This window comes from Streptomyces sp. CBMA29 (assembly GCF_014596445.1).
Taxonomy (GTDB): domain Bacteria; phylum Actinomycetota; class Actinomycetes; order Streptomycetales; family Streptomycetaceae; genus Actinacidiphila.
In genome coordinates this window covers 1-18,742 of sequence record NZ_MECL01000144.1, presented here as the reverse complement: position 1 = coordinate 18,742, position 18,742 = coordinate 1, and the positions used below count along the sequence as shown (strand labels likewise).

At 70.5% G+C, this 18,742-nt stretch carries 18 protein-coding genes; 9 read left to right on the top strand and 9 right to left on the bottom strand.

The features are described from left to right. The first annotated feature begins 260 nt into the window (after nt 1-260). The 5 genes from BGM09_RS38910 to trxA all read left to right on the top strand — a co-directional run bounded on the left by BGM09_RS38910 (nt 261) and on the right by trxA (nt 5,366). Nucleotides 261-2,249 (top strand): protein kinase family protein, encoded by a 1,989-nt coding sequence (locus tag BGM09_RS38910; protein WP_411158336.1) that lies wholly within the window; start codon nt 261-263, stop codon nt 2,247-2,249. Between the two features lie 80 nt (nt 2,250-2,329). Beyond that, nucleotides 2,330-3,001: an RNA polymerase sigma factor SigM gene (sigM, locus tag BGM09_RS19510; protein ID WP_188282925.1), complete on the top strand. Its 672-nt coding sequence runs from the start codon at nt 2,330-2,332 to the stop codon at nt 2,999-3,001. Continuing rightward, a complete protein-coding gene (locus BGM09_RS19505) occupies nt 2,998-3,864 on the top strand; it encodes a hypothetical protein (protein ID WP_188282924.1) in 867 nt (288 codons plus the stop codon). The genes sigM and BGM09_RS19505 overlap by 4 nt, the downstream gene beginning before the upstream one ends. A 134-nt stretch (nt 3,865-3,998) precedes the next feature. Continuing rightward, entirely contained in the window at nt 3,999-4,982 is a 984-nt protein-coding gene (gene trxB / locus BGM09_RS19500; RefSeq protein WP_188282923.1) for a thioredoxin-disulfide reductase, read from the top strand. A 54-nt stretch (nt 4,983-5,036) separates the two neighbouring features. Next, nucleotides 5,037-5,366, top strand: a complete 330-nt coding sequence (trxA, locus tag BGM09_RS19495) for a thioredoxin (RefSeq protein WP_188282922.1) — start codon at nt 5,037-5,039, stop codon at nt 5,364-5,366. A gap of 140 nt (nt 5,367-5,506) precedes the next feature. Here the strand turns inward: trxA and BGM09_RS19490 are convergent, their stop codons facing one another. From BGM09_RS19490 to rpmH, 9 genes are all read right to left on the bottom strand, one after another. Further along, complete coding sequence (locus BGM09_RS19490; RefSeq protein ID WP_188282921.1) at nt 5,507-6,124, bottom strand: GNAT family N-acetyltransferase; 618 nt, start codon at nt 6,122-6,124, stop codon at nt 5,507-5,509. A 76-nt stretch (nt 6,125-6,200) separates the two neighbouring features. After that, complete coding sequence (locus BGM09_RS19485; protein WP_188282920.1) at nt 6,201-7,298, bottom strand: ParB/RepB/Spo0J family partition protein; 1,098 nt, start codon at nt 7,296-7,298, stop codon at nt 6,201-6,203. Beyond that, the gene (locus BGM09_RS19480; protein ID WP_188282919.1) at nt 7,295-8,419 is read right to left on the bottom strand and encodes a ParA family protein; all 1,125 of its coding nucleotides are present in this window, start codon (nt 8,417-8,419) and stop codon (nt 7,295-7,297) included. The genes BGM09_RS19485 and BGM09_RS19480 overlap by 4 nt, the downstream gene beginning before the upstream one ends. Before the next feature lie 275 nt (nt 8,420-8,694). Then, nucleotides 8,695-9,432 carry a 16S rRNA (guanine(527)-N(7))-methyltransferase RsmG gene (gene rsmG / locus BGM09_RS19475; protein ID WP_188282918.1) on the bottom strand — a complete coding sequence of 246 codons (738 nt, stop codon included), beginning with the start codon at nt 9,430-9,432 and terminating at the stop codon, nt 8,695-8,697. A gap of 88 nt (nt 9,433-9,520) precedes the next feature. After that, nucleotides 9,521-10,039 (bottom strand): protein jag, encoded by a 519-nt coding sequence (locus BGM09_RS19470; RefSeq protein WP_188282917.1) that lies wholly within the window; start codon nt 10,037-10,039, stop codon nt 9,521-9,523. Between the two features lie 13 nt (nt 10,040-10,052). Further along, the gene (gene yidC, locus BGM09_RS19465) at nt 10,053-11,231 is read right to left on the bottom strand and encodes a membrane protein insertase YidC (RefSeq protein WP_411158334.1); all 1,179 of its coding nucleotides are present in this window, start codon (nt 11,229-11,231) and stop codon (nt 10,053-10,055) included. Nucleotides 11,232-11,233: 2 nt separating this feature from the next. Then, nucleotides 11,234-11,551, bottom strand: coding sequence for a membrane protein insertion efficiency factor YidD (gene yidD, locus BGM09_RS19460; protein WP_188282916.1), 318 nt, complete (start codon nt 11,549-11,551; stop codon nt 11,234-11,236). Continuing rightward, nucleotides 11,548-11,946 (bottom strand): ribonuclease P protein component, encoded by a 399-nt coding sequence (gene rnpA, locus BGM09_RS19455; protein WP_188282915.1) that lies wholly within the window; start codon nt 11,944-11,946, stop codon nt 11,548-11,550. Before rnpA ends, yidD begins: the two co-directional genes overlap by 4 nt. Before the next feature lie 19 nt (nt 11,947-11,965). Next, nucleotides 11,966-12,103, bottom strand: coding sequence for a 50S ribosomal protein L34 (gene rpmH, locus BGM09_RS19450; RefSeq protein ID WP_030354375.1), 138 nt, complete (start codon nt 12,101-12,103; stop codon nt 11,966-11,968). A 380-nt stretch (nt 12,104-12,483) separates the two neighbouring features. Between rpmH and dnaA the strand changes: the two genes are divergently transcribed. The 4 genes from dnaA (at nt 12,484) to recF (ending at nt 18,654) form a co-directional block, all read left to right on the top strand. Next, nucleotides 12,484-14,433, top strand: a complete 1,950-nt coding sequence (dnaA, locus tag BGM09_RS19445; protein WP_188282914.1) for a chromosomal replication initiator protein DnaA — start codon at nt 12,484-12,486, stop codon at nt 14,431-14,433. An 825-nt stretch (nt 14,434-15,258) separates the two neighbouring features. Next, nucleotides 15,259-16,389: a DNA polymerase III subunit beta gene (dnaN, locus tag BGM09_RS19440; protein ID WP_188282913.1), complete on the top strand. Its 1,131-nt coding sequence runs from the start codon at nt 15,259-15,261 to the stop codon at nt 16,387-16,389. After that, nucleotides 16,386-17,402 carry a phosphogluconate dehydrogenase (NAD(+)-dependent, decarboxylating) gene (gene gnd, locus BGM09_RS19435; RefSeq protein WP_411158335.1) on the top strand — a complete coding sequence of 339 codons (1,017 nt, stop codon included), beginning with the start codon at nt 16,386-16,388 and terminating at the stop codon, nt 17,400-17,402. The genes dnaN and gnd overlap by 4 nt, the downstream gene beginning before the upstream one ends. A 52-nt stretch (nt 17,403-17,454) precedes the next feature. Next, nucleotides 17,455-18,654 carry a DNA replication/repair protein RecF gene (gene recF / locus BGM09_RS19430; RefSeq protein ID WP_188282912.1) on the top strand — a complete coding sequence of 400 codons (1,200 nt, stop codon included), beginning with the start codon at nt 17,455-17,457 and terminating at the stop codon, nt 18,652-18,654. The last annotated feature ends 88 nt before the right edge of the window (nt 18,655-18,742 follow it).

Below are 18,742 nucleotides of genomic sequence, written 5' to 3'. Positions count from 1 at the left end.
ACGGCACGCGGACCACCGCCGAAACCTCGATGTCGGCCGCGGACGACGGCGACAGCGCGACCAGCGAGACCGTGGTGGTCGACACCGCGGTGGCCGCGACCGCCGAACTGACGGCGCCCGTGCCCGCGACGGCCCCCGCGTCCTCGCCGACGGCGACGACGAAGCTGACGACCGCCGTGCTGCCAGCGGTGCCCTCGTCATCGGAGGAGACCCCCGCCGCCGCCCAGAACTCCACCACGACCTCCACCAGGTCCTCTGCCATGACCTCCGCCACTACCTCGGGCGCGTCCTCCGCCACGGCCGCCGCGGAGACCGCGGCCAAGCCCGCGACGAAGTCGGCGGCCAAGGCCCCGGCGAAGAGGGCCGCCAAGCAGACCGTCAAGGACGGCAGGAGCCCCAAGGCGTCCGCTTCGACGAACGGCGCCAAGGCGGCTTCCGCGACGGCGCCCGTCGCGACGGGCACTCCCGCCAAGGGCACCTCCGCCAAGGGCACCCCGGCCAAGGGGACGCCGGTCGCCTCCGCGAAGGCCCCGTCCGCACCGGCCCCCGCGCCCTCGTCGTCCGGTTCCGGGGGCACCGCCACGCTCGCCCCCGGCGAGAAGACCGGGGACGGAGACCGCCCGGCGGCCGAGGACGCCCCAGGAAGCCCCACAGCTGCCTCCACAGCGACCGCCGACGGCCGGCGGCCCGCCGGCACCGCCAAGGGCGGCGGCAGCGCCACCACGGCACCCAGGCCCGTCCGCAGCGCGCAGCCCGAGCTGCACAGCGGTCACAAGCTCGCCCGGCGCTACCAGCTCGCGGAGTGCGTCACCCGGATCGACGGCTTCAGCAGTTGGCGCGCGGTCGACGAGAAGCTGCGCAGGGCGGTGGGCATCCACATCCTGCCCGCCGACCACCGGCGAGCCCGCCAAGTGCTGGCCGCCGCCCGGTCGGCCGCGCTCCTCGGCGACCCGCGCTTCGTCCAGGTCCTCGACGCCGTCGAGGAGAACGACCTGGTGTACGTCATCCACGAGTGGCTGCCCGACGCCTCCTCGCTGGCCGACCTGCTCGCCGCGGGCGCGATGGAGCCGCACGAGGCGTACCAGATGGTCAGCCAGGTCTCCCAGGGCATGGCCGCCGCCCACCGCGAGGGCCTGGCGCACCTGCGTCTCGACCCCGGCGCCGTGCTGCGTACGGTCTCCGGGCAGTACCGGATCCGCGGCCTCGCGGTCGCCGCCGCACTGCGCGGGCTCAACTCCGAACGTCCGCAGCGGCAGGACACCGAGGCGATCGGCGCGCTGCTCTACGCGTCGCTCACGCAGCGCTGGCCGTACGAGGAGGACGCGCACGGTCTGGCGGGGCTGCCCAAGGGCGTCGGCCTGGTCGCACCCGACCAGGTCCGCGCGGGGGTCCACCGCAGGCTGTCCGAGCTGGCCATGCGCGCGCTCGTCAACGACGGCGCGACCGCCTCCCGGCAGGACCCGCCCTGCACCACTCCCGAGGAGCTGGCCAAGGCCGTCGCGGGCATCCCGCGCATCCGGCCGCCGGAGCAGGCACCGCCGGTCTACCCGGTCGCGGCCTTCCGCCAGCCGCCCGCGCCACCGGGGACGCCGCAGCCGCCCGCGGTCGCCGCCCCCACTCCGCCGCCCACTCTGCCCGGCCGTACCGGCCGGGCACTGAAATGGGCCGTCTCGGCGCTGGTGATCGTGGCGATCGGCCTGGGGAGCTGGCAGCTCGCGGACACCCTCAAGTCGCGTGAGGACCAGCCGACCAGTCACCCGACGACCGGCCAGAAGGCGAGCCAGGACCCGACCCGCAAGGCCCCGGTCCCGATCAAGATCGCCGGGCTGAAGGACTTCGACCCGCTCGGCGACGGCAGCGAGAATCCGAAGGATCTCCCCAAGGCGTTCGACGGCGACCCCTCCACGTACTGGGAGACGAACTACTACCTGGGCGCCGATCTGGGCAATCTCAAGGCCGGCGTGGGCGTCATCGTCGACCTGGGCAGCGCCAAGCACGTGAGCACGGTGAAGGTCGACTTCGTGGGCGACGTCACCGCGCAGCTCCTGGCCGCGCCCAAGGGCGCCTCCGCGATGCCGACCACGTTCGACGCCTTCACCAAGGTGGCCGAAGGCTCGGGCAGTTCGGTGACGTTCAAGCCGAGCGCCGATCTCACCTCGCGCTATGTGCTGGTGTGGTTGACGCGTCTGGCGCCTGCCGAGACCAGTCACTTCCGTGGCAGGATCTCCGAGATCAGCGTGACGGGCTGATCCCGGAGACGGGCTGACCCCGCGGCGACGGCCGCGGGGACACCCACGGCGACACCCACAGGGGACGGGGGAGAACGGCCTTGGAGGCAAACCCGCTCGGCGATGTCGCCGACGCCGATCTCCTGGCCCGTCATGTCGCGGGCGATCCCGACACCTTCGGCGAGCTGGTGCGCCGCCACCGCGACCGGCTGTGGGCCGTGGCGCTGCGCACCCTGGGGGACCGCGAGGAAGCCGCTGACGCCGTCCAGGACGCGCTGGTGTCCGCCTTCCGGGCCGCCCATACCTTCCGCGGCCAGTCGGCCGTCACCACCTGGCTGCACCGCATCACGGTCAACGCCTGCCTCGACCGGGCCCGTAAGGCCGCCTCCCGCAGGACGGCCCCGGTAGCCGACGAGGGGAGCTTCGAGGCGTTGCTCGAACCCCACGAGTCGGCCGAGGTCCCGGCCGAGCGCGGGGAACTCCACCGCGAGCTGATAGCCGCCCTCACCACGCTGCCGCCCGACCAGCGCGCCGCACTGGTCCTGGTCGACATGCAGGGCTACTCGGTCGCCGAGGCCGCCGCGGTGCTCGATGTGCCCACCGGTACGGTCAAGAGCCGGTGCGCCAGAGGCCGGGCGAAACTGCTTCCCCTCGTCACCCATCTGCGCACACAGGGCGTGGATAGCGCCGATCGCGGCGGGGGAAGGAACCGGGCGGAGGGGACATCCGTCCCAGAGACGGGACCGGAACAGGGCGGAGGTGAACAGCGGTGACATCGACAGCGGACCACGACGCGCATCCCGAGGTCGCCGAGATCTCCGACCTGGCCGAGGGGCTGCTCCGCCCCGAGCGTGCCACGGAGGTCGCCGAGCACATCGCGGACTGTTCGCTGTGCGCCGATGTCCGGGACTCCCTGGAGGAGATCAGGGGGCTGCTCGGCACCCTGCCGGGACCGCAGCGGATGCCCGCCGACATCGCCGGACGGATCGACGCGGCGCTCGCCGCCGAAGCGCTCCTCGACGCCACCAAGCCCGATGTTCCACGTGGAACATCGCAGCCGTCACCGACACCGACGCATGTTCCACGTGGAACATCGACCGGCCCCGACGGACGCGCCTCCGGGTCCACCGGTCCCGGCCGCGCGGGTCGGCGTTGGCGGCGCGGACTGCTCGTCGCCGCCTCCGCCGTGGTCGTGGTCGGCCTGGGCGTCACGATCTATCACCTCGGCGACGACGCCACCTCGCACAGCGACGCGACCGCCGGCAACAAGAAGGCGGACGCCGCCGCCGACCCGATCGCGGTCCAGGTGCGGGAGCTGCTCAACGAGGCGGCGCCGAACCACGTCGCCGGGGCGTCCGACTCCCCGATGCTCAGCGGTCCCGGCGTCAGCAGCGAGGGCGCCACCATGAGCCCGGACAAGGCGGTGACCACCGTCCCCCCGTGTGTGCTGAAGGCCACCCAGCGCACCGGCCCGGCGCTGGCCGCCGAGCGTGAGTCCTTTCACGGGACGGACTCCTATCTCGTGGTGCTGCCGCACCCGAGTGACGCCTCGGCGGTCGACGCGTTCGTGGTCAGCGCCGCCTGTACGGCGACCAGTCCCGGCGCGGTTCTCTTCCGGAGCACCTACCCGCGTTGAGCCGTTCGTCCGGGGACGTGGCGTACGGCGTGCGCCGTGCCGTCCGGGGAATGCTGGACCCGTAGGATCCGTTAGGCAGGACGAGAGTCCAGCCAGGGCCCCCGCAGTTGTCCGCAGAGACGAGGAAGACACCCGTGAGCGACGTCCGTAACGTGATCATCATCGGCTCGGGGCCCGCGGGGTACACCGCGGCGCTCTACACGGCGCGCGCATCCCTCAACCCGCTGGTCTTCGAGGGGTCGGTCACCGCCGGCGGCGCGTTGATGAACACCACCGAGGTGGAGAACTTCCCCGGCTTCCGCGACGGCATCGTGGGCCCGGACCTCATGGACAACATGCGCGCCCAGGCCGAGCGCTTCGGCGCCGAACTGGTCCCGGACGACGTGGTCGCGGTCGACCTCGGCGGCGACATCAAGACCGTCACGGACTCGGCGGGCACCGTCCACCGCGCCAAGACGGTCATCGTCACCACCGGCTCGCAGCACCGCAAGCTGAACCTCCCCAACGAGGACCAGCTCTCCGGCCGTGGTGTCTCCTGGTGTGCCACCTGTGACGGCTTCTTCTTCCGCGAGCAGGACATCGCCGTGATCGGCGGCGGCGACACCGCGATGGAGGAGGCGACCTTCCTCTCCCGCTTCGCCAAGTCCGTGAAGATCGTGCACCGCCGGGACAGCCTGCGGGCGTCCAAGGCGATGCAGGACCGCGCCTTCGCCGACCCGAAGATCTCCTTCGTCTGGGACAGCGAGGTCGCCGAGATCCACGGCGACGGCAAGCTCTCCGGTCTGACCCTGCGCAACACGAAGACCGGCGAGACCTCGGAGCTGCCCGTCACCGGGCTGTTCATCGCGATCGGCCACGACCCGCGCAGTGAGCTGTTCAAGGGCGTCCTCGACGTCGACGGCGAGGGCTACCTCACCGTCCAAGCGCCGAGCACGCGGACCAACGTCCCCGGTGTCTTCGCCGCGGGAGACGTCGTGGACCACACCTACCGTCAGGCGATCACCGCGGCCGGCACCGGCTGTTCCGCCGCGCTGGACGCCGAGCGCTACCTGGCCGCCCTCGCCGACGCCGAGAAGGCCGAGACGGCCGACACGTCAGCCGACAAGGCCGCCGTCTGACCCCCTTCCACCCTCACCCCCGACACGCACACATCACGACCTGAGGAGACCGCCGTGGCCGGCAAGACCAAGCAAGTGACCGACGAGACGTTCGCCGAGGAGGTGCTCGCCAGCGACAAGCCCGTGCTGGTGGACTTCTGGGCGGAGTGGTGCGGCCCGTGCCGCCAGATCGCTCCCTCGCTGGAGGCCATCGCGGAGGAGCACGCGGAGAACATCACCATCGTCAAGCTGAACATCGACGAGAACCCGGTCACCGCGGCGAAGTACGGCGTGATGTCCATCCCGACGCTCAACGTCTACAAGGGCGGCGAGGTCGTGAAGACCATCGTCGGCGCCAAGCCGAAGGCCGCCATCGTGCGCGACCTGTCCGACTTCATCGGCTGACGTCTTCACCGGCGGACGCTGTTCCACGTGGAACAGCGTCCGCGTGTTCCACGTGGAACACGAGAGGGCCGACCCCCGATCCGGGGGTCGGCCCTCTCGCTGTCCGGGTTCACGGCGACGCCGTTCGGAGCGACAGCGGCTCACAGGGGCCGGAGGGCCGGTTCCTTCTGGACGGCGCCCAGGAGGCGGTCGATGGCCATCTCGACGTCCTCCTTCCAGGAGATCGTGGAGCGCAGCTCCAGCCGCAGCCGGGGATAGCGCGGGTGGTGGCGGACCGTCTTGAAGCCCACCGCGAGCAGATGGTCCGCGGGCAGCACACACGAGGGGGCGGTCCACTTGGCGTCGCCGAACGCCTCGATCGCCTTGAAGCCGCGCCGGATGACGTCCTTGGCGACGGTCTGCACCAGCACCCGGCCGAGGCCCTGCCCCTGGAACCCGGGCAGGATGCGCGCGGTCATGAGCTGGACGGCGTCCGCCGACACCGGGCTGGTCGGGAAGGCCAGGGAGCGCGGCACATACGCGGCGGGCGCGTAGAGCACGAAGCCCGCGGGCACCTCGTCGACGTAGACGACCCGGCCGCAGGAACCCCACTCCAGCAGAACGGCGGAGATCCACGCCTCCTTCTCCAGTTCGGGCTTGCCCGCCTGGACGGCCGCCTCGCCGCTGACCGGGTCCAGTTCCCAGAAGACGCAGTCGCGGCAGGGCTTGGGGAGGTCCGGGAGGTTGTCGAGCGTCAGTGGTGCCAGCCGACGTCCCATGTGGCCTGAACCCCATCTCTGCCGTGAACCGAACTGCCCACGTACACCCCGGCGCGAACGCCGGGGCGCGCCCGCGTCACTCGCCGTCTTCGTCCTCGGTTTCCTCTTCGAGCCGGTTCTCCAGCACATTGCCCTCGCCCGGGGCCATCGCCCCGAGGATGCGCTCCAGATCCTCTATCGACGCGAATTCCACGACGATCTTTCCGCGCTTCTGCCCCAGGTCGACCTTCACCCGGGTGTCGAAGCGGTCGGAGAGCCGGGAGGCGAGGTGGGTGAGGGCCGGGGAGACCCGACGCCCGGCCCGGGGCGCCGCGCTCTTCCTGGTGGGCTTCGGGTTGCTGTTCATCAGCGTCACGATCTCTTCGATCGCGCGCACCGACAGCCCTTCGGCGACGATCCGGTGGGCCAGCTTGTCCTGCTCCTCCGGGTCGTCCAGCGAGAGCAGCGCCCGCGCGTGCCCGAAGGAGATCACCCCGGCCGCGACCCGGCGCTGCACCGGGGCGGACAGCTTCAGCAGCCGCAGCGTGTTGGAGACCTGCGAGCGGGAGCGCCCGATCCGGTCCGCCAACTGCTCGTGGGTGCAGGAGAAGTCACGGAGCAACTGGTCGTACGCCGCCGCCTCCTCCAGCGGGTTGAGCTGGGCCCGGTGCAGGTTCTCCAGGAGGGCGTCCAGGAGCAGCTTCTCGTCGTCGGTCGCCCGGACGATCGCCGGAATCCGCTCCAGGCCGGCCTCGCGGCAGGCCCGCCAGCGGCGCTCGCCCATGATCAGCTCGAAACGGTCCTTGCCGATCTCACGCACGACGACCGGCTGGAGCAGACCGACCTCCTTGATGGAGGTGATCAGTTCGTTGAGGGCGTCCTCGTCGAAGACCTCACGCGGCTGGCGCGGGTTCGGGGTGATGAAATCCAGGTCCAGCTCCGCGAAGTAGGCACCCGGTACGGGGTTCTTCGCGTCGGAGAGGTCCGGCTCTGTTTCACGTGAAACAGGGATGTCCACCACGGGCGGCGCGACCTCGGGAACTCTGCGGTCCACCAGTCCGGCCACCTTGGCCGCGGCGACGCCGCGTTCCTGCGTCAGTACCGGTGCCGCGCCCTGGGCGCCGCCCGTCGACTGCGGCGCGGCCGGGATCAGCGCGCCGAGACCACGGCCGAGCCCTCTGCGTCGATCACTCACTGGATCCCCTCCGACATGCTGTGCGGGTTCTGCTCATCGTGCTGGGTGTACTCGCCCTGCGGGTCGTACTCGACGGCGACCGACGCCTCGACTCCGCGCAGGGCCATCTCCCGGGCGGCTTCCAGATACGACAGCGCGCCGCTGGAGCCCGGGTCATAGGTCAGTACGGTCTGGCCGTAGCTGGGTGCCTCGGAGATCCGCACGGACCGCGGGATGCTGGTCCGCAGCACCTCCTTGCCGAAGTGCGTGCGCACCTCCTCCGCGACCTGCGAGGCGAGGCGGGTCCGTCCGTCGTACATGGTCAGCAGGATCGTCGACACATGCAGCTTCGGGTTGAGGTGCGCGCGGACCAGTTCCACGTTCTTCAGGAGCTGGCCCAGGCCCTCCAGCGCGTAGTACTCGCACTGGATCGGGATGACGACCTCGGCCCCGGCCACCAACGCGTTGACGGTCAGCAGACCGAGCGAGGGTGGGCAGTCGATCAGGACATAGTCCAGCGGCTGCTCGTACGCCTCGATCGCCCGCTGGAGCCGGCTCTCGCGGGCGACCAGGGAGACCAGTTCGATCTCGGCGCCCGCCAGGTCGATGGTGGCGGGCGCGCAGAACAGGCCCTCCACATCGGGGACCGGCATCACGACGTCGGACAGGGGCTTGCTCTCCACCAGGACGTCGTAGATCGAGGGGACCTCGGCGTGGTGGTCGATACCCAGGGCCGTGGAGGCGTTGCCCTGCGGGTCCAGGTCGACCACGAGTACCCGGGCTCCGTGCAGCGCCAGGGACGCCGCCAGATTCACCGTGGTCGTGGTCTTGCCGACCCCGCCCTTCTGGTTGGCGACCACCATCACCCGGGTCTGGGCCGGTCGGGGAAGTCCTTCCCCGGCGCGTCCCAGTGCCTCGACGGCCAACTGCGCGGCGCGGCCGATCGGGGTGTCATCCATGGGAGGCAATGTTTCACGTGAAACACCGTCTCCGAACCCCGGGGGCACGGCAATCGGGCCCCCGGCAAACTCTGCTGTGCGGGGACCGGGGACCGGATCGGCCATCGGTCCCGCGATGTTGGCGTCGGACCGCAAGGACTCACACTCCTCGACTTCAGGCTCGCTATGAGAAGAGCCTGCCATGCCGGAGGGGTGATGAACCAGCGAGACTTGGCTGCCTGTGGATGAAGCCGTAGATCTATCCACCGACTGGGGCGTTTTGGAGGACTTGTTGGCGTGTGCCTCGGCCGCGGCTCGGCCGCGGCTGAGGACTCCTGGTAGCAGCGAGCGACGTTTCACGTGGAACACGATGCACAGCGCCGGACCGCTAACTCCGCAGACACTCCGGATTATGTCTGTTTGGCCGTTTGTATGGCGTAGAGGGAGGGTTCAGCGCGGGACTGTTCGAGGAAGGCGGCTCAGCGGCGACGGCGGGGAGCGCCGCCCCGCGGGTTACGGCTCGCCCGCGCGGCCTTCGCCCGCCGGGTCGCGGCGCGTACGCCGCCGGGGCTCTCGCCGACCAGGACGCGTACGACAGTGGAGAGCGGGTCCACGACGCCCTCGCCGACCTGGACCACGGAGGTGTCGACCGCACCCAGCCGGTCGAGCGCGGCCCTGGCCGCCTTCAGCTCGTCCAGCGCGGTGTCGCCCTTGAGGACGGCCATCTCACCGTGCGGGCGCAGCAGCGGCAGGCCCCAGCCCGCGAGCCGTTCCAGCGGCGCCACGGCGCGCGCGGTCACCACGTCCACCGGGGGCAGCTTGCCCATCATCTCCTCGGCCCGGCCGCGCACCACGGTGACATTGGTCAGCCCCAGCACCTTGACGACCTCTTCGAGGAAGGTGGTCCTGCGCAGCAGCGGCTCCAGCAGCGTGATCCGCAGATCGGGCCGGGTCAGCGCCAGCGGGATACCCGGCAGGCCGGCGCCTGAGCCGACGTCGCACACGGACACGTCCTCGTCGATGACCTCGGAGAGCACCGCGCAGTTCAGCAGGTGCCGCTCCCACAGGCGGGGCACCTCGCGCGGGCCGATCAGGCCGCGGCGCACCCCGGCGTCCGCGAGCAGCTCGGCATAGCGCAGGGCGTCGGCGAACCGGTCGCCGAAGACCGTCCTGGCCTGCTCGGGCGGCGCGGGAAGCTCCGCTGCTGCCTCCGTCACGGGGGCTGTCCTTTCCTAGGTCACTCACAAGGTTCGGCCCCGCCTGCGAACAGACGGGGCCGACAGAGCAGTACCACACAGCGTCCGGTCAGACCGGGAGTACGACCACCCGGCGCTGGGGCTCCTCGCCCTCGGACTCGCTGCGCAGGCCCGCGGCGGCCACGGCGTCGTGCACGACCTTGCGCTCGAACGGCGTCATCGGGTCCAGCTTCACCGGCTCACCGCTGGCCTTGGCCTCCGCCGCCGCCTTCGCGCCGAGCTGCGCCAGCTCGGCCCGCTTGCGCGCCCGGAACCCTGCGATGTCCAGCATCAGCCTGCTGCGCTCACCGGTCTCCCGGTGCACCGCGAGCCGGGTCAGCTCCTGGAGGGCTTCCAGCACCTCGCCGTCCCGGCCGACCAGCTTGTTCAGATCACGGGTGCCGTCGTCACCGATGATCGACACCGACGCGCGCTCGCCCTCGACATCCATGTCGATGTCACCGTCGAGGTCCGCGATGTCCAGCAGACCTTCCAGGTAGTCGGCGGCGATATCACCCTCCTGCTCCAGCCGGTTCAGGGTCGCGGCCGAGCCGTTGTCGGGTGCGGTGGTGGTGTTGACGTCGCTCACGCCTGGGCTCCTCTTACTTCTTCTTCGACAGGTTGGTCGGCTTGGCCTTGCCACCGGACTGCTTGCCGGGCGAACCGCCCTGCTTGCCCGGAGCGCCGCCCTGCTTCGTACCGCCGCCTGTCCTGCCTGTGCCTGCCGAGCCGCCGCTCGCCTTCGGGGCACCGGCCTTGGGAGCGCCCGCCCGCGGGGCTCCACCGCCCGCCCTGGGGGCGCCGCCGCCACCGGTGCCGCCCGCCGTGCCGCCGCCGGTGGCACTGCCCGTGGGGGTCGTCTGGCGCTTGGACTTCGGCTGCCGCTTGGGCTGGGTGCGGTTGGCGCGCGCGACCTCCACGGCCTCCTTGGCGGCCACTTCCTCCGGGGCCTCGACGATCTTGCCCTTGGCGCGCAGCCGCTCCTGGCGCTGCTGGAACGCGAGGCTGCCGGGGGTGGGGTTACGCCGGATCACGAACATCTGCTGGCCCATGGTCCACACGTTGGTGGTCAGCCAGTAGACGAGGACACCGACGGGGAAGTTGATACCCATCACGGCGAAGATGACCGGGAAGACGTACATCAGCATCTTCTGCTGCTGCATGAACGGGGTCTTCACCGTCATGTCGACGTTCTTCGTCATGAGCTGGCGCTGCGTGTAGAACTGCGACGCCGACATCATGAGGATCATGATCACCGTGACGATGCGCACATTGGTCTGCGTGGCGCCCAGCGACTCGACCTTGGCCGCACCGTCCAGGAACTTCGCCGCCAGCGGGGCACCGAAGATGTGCGCGTTCTTGGCGCTGTCGACCAGGTTGGCGTGGATCACGCCGACCTCGTGGCCCTTGGCGATGTTGCTCAGCACGTGGTAGAGCGCGAAGAAGAACGGGGACTGCGCCAGGATCGGCAGGCACGAGGAGAGCGGGTTGGTACCCGTCTCCTTGTACAGCTTCATCATCTCTTCGGACTGGCGCTGCTTGTCGTTCTTGTAGCGCTCCTGGATCGCCTTCATCTTGGGCTGGAGCGCCTGCATGTTCCGGGTCGACTTGATCTGCTTGACGAACAGCGGGATCAGGCAGATCCGGATGAGGACCACCAGCGAGACGATGGACAGACCCCACGCCCAGCCGCTGTCCTTGTCGAAGATCAGGCTGTAGAACGAGTGGAACTGGACGATGATCCACGAGACGGCGTCGTAGAGGGGGTTCAGAATCCCCACGATCAGGCTCCTTGGGCGTGAGAGGGTCCGGTGGGCTCGGGCGTGACGGGCCCGTCGGAGCCGCCCCGCAGTGCGCGGCGCAGCCGATCGTGCCATGGTGGCCGCTTGCGCGGCGGGACATGGTCCACGCCGCCCGGCGACCAGGGATTGCAGCGCAGGATGCGCCACGCGGTCAGGGCGGTGCCCTTGATCGCGCCGTGCCGGTCGATGGCCGTGAACCCGTAGTGGGAGCACGAGGGGTAGTACCGGCAGACCGGGCCGAGCAGCGGACTGATCGTCCACTGGTACAGCTTGATCAGTGCCAGCAGCGGGTACTTCATCGGGACACCCTCCCCTCGGCTTCGCCTCGGGTGTCGCGACCCAGCAGCCGCTTGAGGGCGGCGTCCAGGTCGCGGGCCAGCTCCGCATGGTCAGCGCCACCGGCTCCGGGTAGCGCTCGTACGACTACCAGGCTACCGGGGGGCAGCTGCGACAGGCGTTCGCGGACCAGATGACGCAGTCGGCGCTTGACCAGATTGCGCTGCACCGAGCCACCCACCGCCTTGCTCACGACGAAACCCGCACGCACCGGGGGAGTGCTCCCCCCCGGCACATGCGGGTCCGTGATGTCGCTGCGCAGATGGACCACCAGCAGCGGTCGACCCGCTCGGCGTCCTCGGCGAACCGCTTCTCCGAAGTCCTGGCGCCGCCTCAGCCGATTCTCGGTGGGCAGCACGGCATGAGACCTGTGACGATCAGGCGGACAGGCGGGCGCGGCCCTTGCCACGGCGGGTCGCGAGAATCGCGCGGCCGGCGCGGGTGCGCATACGCAGACGGAAGCCGTGGGTCTTCGCACGACGGCGGTTGTTCGGCTGGAAGGTGCGCTTGCTCACTCGGGGGCTCCAGGGAAAATCGTGTCCGGCGGGGCGTCGCCTGGCTGTCACCGTGCGCCCACGAAGAAACTCGCGGAACAGATCAGGTGCACCGCTTGACGATCATCCGGAGACTTCCGGAAGACCCTCGCCCATCGGTAGGCAGGCGGCAGCAGCCATCGACAACTCGACCTCGATACGGTACGCGCGGCTAGGCCATCCGGTCAAACCCGGCGGTCGCGGGCCCGGCATTTGTACACACCCTGTGGACAACGACTTGAACCGTGCCTACCCCCTGACTACCGTGGCTGAACTCCCGACTCTTCCCGCCTGTCTTCAGGACCACACTTTCGCGGGAGTTGCCCGCACTTGCACCATTAAGCGACGAGAGAGCGTGCCCTGTGGCTGACGTAACCGCCGATCTTGCCGCAGTGTGGCCGCGCGTACTCCAGAAACTGCTGGTGGACAGCGAGGACCTGAAGCCCAAGGACGCGGAGTGGCTCAAGCGCACCCAGCCGCTGGCCCTGGTCGCGGGCACCGCCGTGCTCTCCGCGCCCAACGAATTCGCCAAGAGCGTCCTGGAGGGGCGGCTGCTGCCGCTGATCACCGAGGTGCTGAGCCGTGAGTTCGGTCACCCTGTCGGGATCGCCATCGCCGTCGCGTCCGGCGGCGACCAGGAGCCGGGCCCGCAGATCGATCACGACCAGGACCCGTACGAGCAGCAGCACGAGCGGCAGCTCGACCGCAGGGACGACCGGCTGGACGACCGCAGGGACGACCGCCGCGCGGATCACCGCGACGAGCACCGGCAGGACCACCGCGACGAGCGGCACGGCGACCCCGGGGACGACGGTATGCGGATGCGCCGCGCCTACCCCGAGCAGCAGAGCCAGGGCAGGCACGCGGGCCCCGACGAGTGGCCGCCGCGGCAGAGCGACGACGGCTGGCGGCAGCCGCGTACCGACAGTTGGACCCTGCCCGCGCAGAACAGCGGCTTCCAGGACCGCGAGCCGTACCAGGAACAGCAGAGCCACCGGTACCGACAGGACACGCACGACGGCTACCCGGTCGTACCGCACCAGGCGTACCCGCAGTCGCCGCAGGGCGGTTACGTGCCGCAGTCCGGCGGCTACCAGCAGCAGGACCGGCAGCAGGGCCAGGGCCGGCAGGACCAGCAGCCGCAGTCCACCGGGCGGCACGCGTCGCCGAACCTGTCGGGCGGCCGGCTCGACGGGCCCTCGGGGCCTTCCGGGCACTCCGACCCCTCGGGCCGCCGGGACCACTCGGGCCATTCGGGTTCCTCCGGCGGCGCCGTCGAGCCGACCGCCCGGCTGAATCCGAAGTACCTCTTCGACACCTTCGTGATCGGCGCGTCCAACCGTTTCGCGCACGCGGCCGCGGTCGCCGTCGCCGAGGCCCCGGCCAAGGCGTACAACCCGCTCTTCATCTACGGGGAGTCGGGACTCGGCAAGACGCACCTGCTGCACGCGATCGGGCACTACGCGCGGAGCCTGTACCCGGGGACGCGGGTGCGGTACGTCAGCTCCGAGGAGTTCACCAACGAGTTCATCAACTCGATCCGGGACGGCAAGGCGGACGCGTTCCGCAAGCGGTACCGGGACATGGACATCCTGCTCGTCGACGACATCCAGTTCCTGGCGAGCAAGGAGTCGACGCAGGAGGAGTTCTTCCACACCTTCAACACCCTGCACAACGCCAACAAGCAGATCGTGCTCTCCTCCGACCGGCCGCCCAAGCAGCTCGTCACCCTGGAGGACCGGCTCCGCAACCGCTTCGAGTGGGGCCTGATCACCGACGTCCAGCCGCCCGAGCTGGAGACCCGGATCGCGATCCTGCGCAAGAAGGCCGTGCAGGAGCAGCTCAACGCCCCGCCGGAGGTGCTGGAGTTCATCGCGTCCCGGATCTCGCGGAACATCCGCGAGCTGGAGGGCGCGCTCATCCGGGTCACCGCCTTCGCCAGCCTCAACCGGCAGCCGGTCGACCTCCAGCTCACCGAGATCGTGCTGAAGGACCTGATCCCCGGCGGCGAGGACTCGGTCCCCGAGATCAGCGGGACGGCCATCATGGCCGAGACCGCCGCGTACTTCGGGCTGGCCGTGGACGACCTGTCGGGCTCCTCGCGCAGCCGCGTCCTGGTCACCGCCCGGCAGATCGCCATGTATCTGTGCCGCGAGCTGACGGACCTGTCGCTGCCGAAGATCGGCGCGCTCTTCGGCGGCCGGGACCACACCACGGTCATGCACGCCGACCGGAAGATCCGCTCCCTGATGGCCGAGCGGCGCTCCATCTACAACCAGGTGACGGAGCTGACCAACCGCATCAAGAGCTGAGCCAAAGGCCCGCACGCACCGCCCGCACGCACCACGCGAAAACGCCCCGGGAGACCTCTCCCGGGGCGTTTTCGCGTGGTGCGCCGTCCACCGCCGCGCCGCGCCCTGTTCGATTCCCGTGCGCCGAGGGGCAGTTGTCCACAGGATTGTGGCGAATGGACTGTCCACACCCTGGGGACACCGGAGTTGTCCAGAAAGTCTCCACAGGCCGGGCGCCGCAACGGAGGTACGCCCAGCTCAGCCGGTTGTGGATATGTGGGCAACCCGAATCCACAGACTGTGGACAGAAAGGACACCTCTTGGGGGTCACTTCGCGTTGTCCACCGCTCGCCCACAGGTTGGGGCCCGTTGTGCACAGCATGGGATCGTTTCTCCACATCTCTGTCCACTGTTCGGCAACGAAACGCGCCTGGTCCCACGGAAGAGTGAAAGGCGTCACACCAAGGTGGTGGGTTGGCCTGGGGAGAACCCGGGTATTTCTGGGGACAGCGCTGGGGAGAACCCGGGGTCACCTGTGAATCGGGTGTGCACAACTTCCGGCCGTCCACAGGACCCCCTGGTTGTCCCCATGCCCCACCCACAGGCCCGGTGGATAAAAAACAGGGTCTGACCTGCACCGGAACCACTTATCCACGGTATCCACAACCCCTATTACTACGACTACGTAGAGATAGATGGGAACCTGCTTCGAAGCGGGGGCTGTGCACAACTCGGCCGGACCCGCCCTGCGGCTCGTGTCGCGGCTTGACGCCAACCCGCACCGACTGTCGGTGCTGTGCGTCAGACTGTTCCCCGACAGCCAGCAACAAGCAGGAGGCGGTTCCGGTGAAGATCCGGGTGGAGCGCGACGTACTCGCCGAGGCAGTGGCTTGGGCAGCCCGTAGCCTCCCGGCCCGTCCCCCGGTGCCCGTCCTCGCCGGGCTCCTGCTGAAGGCGGAGGAGGGCAAGCTCAGCCTCTCCGGCTTCGACTACGAGGTCTCGGCACGGGTGTCGGTGGAGGCCGAGGTCGACGAGGAGGGCACGGTCCTGGTCTCGGGGCGGCTGCTCGCCGACATCTCGCGGGCCCTGCCCAACCGCCCGGTGGAGATCTCCACCGACGGAATCCGCGTGACCGTGGTCTGCGGCAGCTCGCGGTTCACACTCCACACCCTGCCTGTGGAGGAGTACCCGGCGCTGCCCGCGATGCCCGACGCCTCGGGCACAGTGCCCGGCGAGATCTTCGCCGCCGCCGCCTCCCAGGTCGCCATCGCCGCGGGCCGCGACGACACGCTCCCGGTGCTCACCGGTGTGCGGATCGAGATCGAGGGCGACACCGTCACGCTCGCCGCCACCGACCGCTACCGCTTCGCGGTCCGCGAGTTCCTGTGGAAGCCCGAGCAGGCCGACATCTCCGCCGTCGCGCTCGTGCCCGCCAAGACGCTGTTGGACACCGCCAAGTCGCTCACCAGCGGAGACACCGTCTCCATCGCGCTCGCCGGATCCGGCGCAGGCGAGGGCCTGATCGGCTTCGAGGGCGCCGGCCGCCGTACGACCACCCGGCTGCTCGAAGGCGACCTGCCGAAGTACCGCACGCTCTTCCCCACCGAATTCGCCTCGATCGCGGTGATCGAGACCGCGCCGTTCGTCGAGGCCGTCAAGCGCGTGGCGCTGGTCGCCGAGCGCAACACCCCGGTGCGGCTCAGCTTCGAGCAGGGCGTGCTCACCCTGGAGGCCGGTTCCAGCGACGACGCACAGGCTGTGGAGCGCGTCGACGCCAAGCTGGAGGGCGACGACATCTCGATCGCCTTCAACCCCACCTTCCTGCTCGACGGCCTCAGCGCGATCGACTCCGCCGTGGCCCAGCTCTCCTTCACGACCTCGACCAAGCCCGCGCTGCTCAGCGGCCGTCCCGCGCTCGACGCCGAGGCGGACGACGCGTACAAGTACCTGATCATGCCGGTGCGGCTGTCCGGCTGACGGCTGTTGTCGTCCGGCGGGCGGTCACCGGCCGCCGCGGCCCGGCCGCCGGACACACCGTCCGGCTGAGCCGGTCACAGCGGGCCGTCGTAGGCTCGGCTCAGGTCAGACACGCTTCGAACGAAGGATCTGCGATGGAGCTCGGTCTCATCGGTCTCGGCAAGATGGGCGGCAACATGCGCGAGCGCATCCGCCGCGGCGGACACACCGTCATCGGGTACGACCGCAACCCGGATGTCGCCGACGTCCACAGCCTCCAGGAGCTTGTGGACTCCCTCAAGGGACCGCGCGTCGTGTGGGTCATGGTCCCCTCGGGGGCCGCCACCCAGTCGACCATCGACGAGCTGGGCGAGCTGCTCTCCCCCGGCGACCTCGTCGTGGACGGCGGCAACTCGCGCTGGACGGACGACGAACGGCACGCCGGCGAGCTGGCGGCCAAGGGCATCGGCTTCGTCGACTGCGGCGTCTCCGGCGGTGTCTGGGGCCTGGCCAACGGCTACGCGCTGATGTACGGCGGCAAGGACGAGGACGTCGCCAAGGCGCAGCCGATCTTCGACGCGCTCAAGCCCGAGGGCGACTCCGGCGCCGTGCACGCGGGCAAGGTCGGTGCGGGCCACTTCGCCAAGATGGTCCACAACGGCATCGAGTACGCGATGATGCAGGCTTACGCCGAAGGCTGGGAGCTGCTGGAGGCGGTGGACTCGGTCACCGACGTCCGCGAGGTCTTCCGCTCCTGGAAGTCCGGTACGGTCATCCGCTCCTGGCTGCTCGACCTGGCCGTGGACGCGCTCGACAAGGACGAGCACCTGGGCGCCCTGCGCGGCCACGCGGACGACTCCGGCGAGGGCAGGTGGACGGTCGAGGCCGCCATCGACAACGCCGTGCCGCTGCCCGCCATCACCGCGTCGCTGTTCGCCCGGTTCTCGTCCCGCCAGGACGACTCGCCGCAGATGAAGATGATCGCCGCGCTCCGCAACGAATTCGGCGGGCACGCGGTCACCGCCGCCGAGTAGTACGAAAGCCAGACAGCAGGGAGGTCGGCGCGGTCCCGCGCCACAGCACGCGATGCACGTAGCGCACCTTTCGCTCGCCGACTTCCGTTCCTACGTCCGGGCCGAGGTCCCCCTCGACCCGGGCGTCACCGCTTTCGTGGGGCCCAACGGGCAGGGCAAGACCAATCTGGTCGAGGCCGTCGGCTATCTGGCGGCGCTGTCCAGCCACCGGGTCTCCACCGACGCGCCGCTGGTCCGGATGGGCGCCGAGCGCGCGGTCGTACGGGCCCAGGTCGTCCAGGGCGACCGGCAGCAGCTCGTGGAGCTGGAGATCAATCCCGGGCGGGCCAACCGCGCCCGGGTCAACCGCTCGGCGCCCGGCCGCCCGCGCGACCTGCTGGGCATCGTCCGCAGCGTGCTGTTCGCGCCGGAGGACCTGGCGCTGGTCAAGGGCGACCCGACCGAGCGCCGCCGCTTCCTCGACGAGCTGATCACCGCCCGCACCCCGCGCCTGGCCGGGGTCCGCAGCGACTACGACCGGGTGCTCAAGCAGCGCAATACGCTGCTCAAATCCGCCGCGATGGCCCGCAGGCACGGCAGCAAGGGTCTGGGGGTAGCTCCCGCGACGAAGTCTGCGGGGGATCTGTCCACCCTGGACGTGTGGGACCAGCATCTGGCGCGGGTCGGCGCGGAACTGCTCGCGCAGCGCCTGGACCTGGTGGCCGAGCTCCAGCCGCTGGCTGACAAGGCGTACGAACAGCTCGCCCCCGGCGGCGGCCCGCTCGGCTTCGAGTACCGGAGCTCGATGGGCGAGCGAGGCGAGACGGAGGCGCCCCCGGCCGGAGGCTGGGGAAAGACGGCCGGGGCCGAGGGCCGCGAGGACCTGTACGGGCGGCTGCTGGAGGCGCTGGGCGAGGCGCGCGGGCGGGAGATCGAGCGCGGGGTGACGCTCGTCGGGCCGCACCGTGACGACCTGCTGCTCAAGCTCGGCCCGATGCCCGCCAAGGGCTACGCCAGCCACGGCGAGTCCTGGTCGTACGCGCTCGCGCTGCGCCTGGCGTCGTACGAACTGCTGCGCTCCGACGGCGCCGAGCCGGTGCTCGTGCTGGACGACGTCTTCGCCGAGCTGGACGCCAAGCGGCGCGAGCGGCTGGCGGAGCTGGTCGCGCCCGGCGAGCAGGTGCTGGTGACGGCGGCGGTGGACGACGATGTGCCGGGCGTCCTGGTGGGGGCCCGGTTCGCGGTGGAGCACGGGACGGTGGAGCGGGTATGAGCGAGCGCGGCACGAAGCGGGCCAGGGGCGCGGGCGGCCCGGCACTCCCGGCGGACGGCGCGGCCGAGGCCGCCGCGGGCCCTGCCGT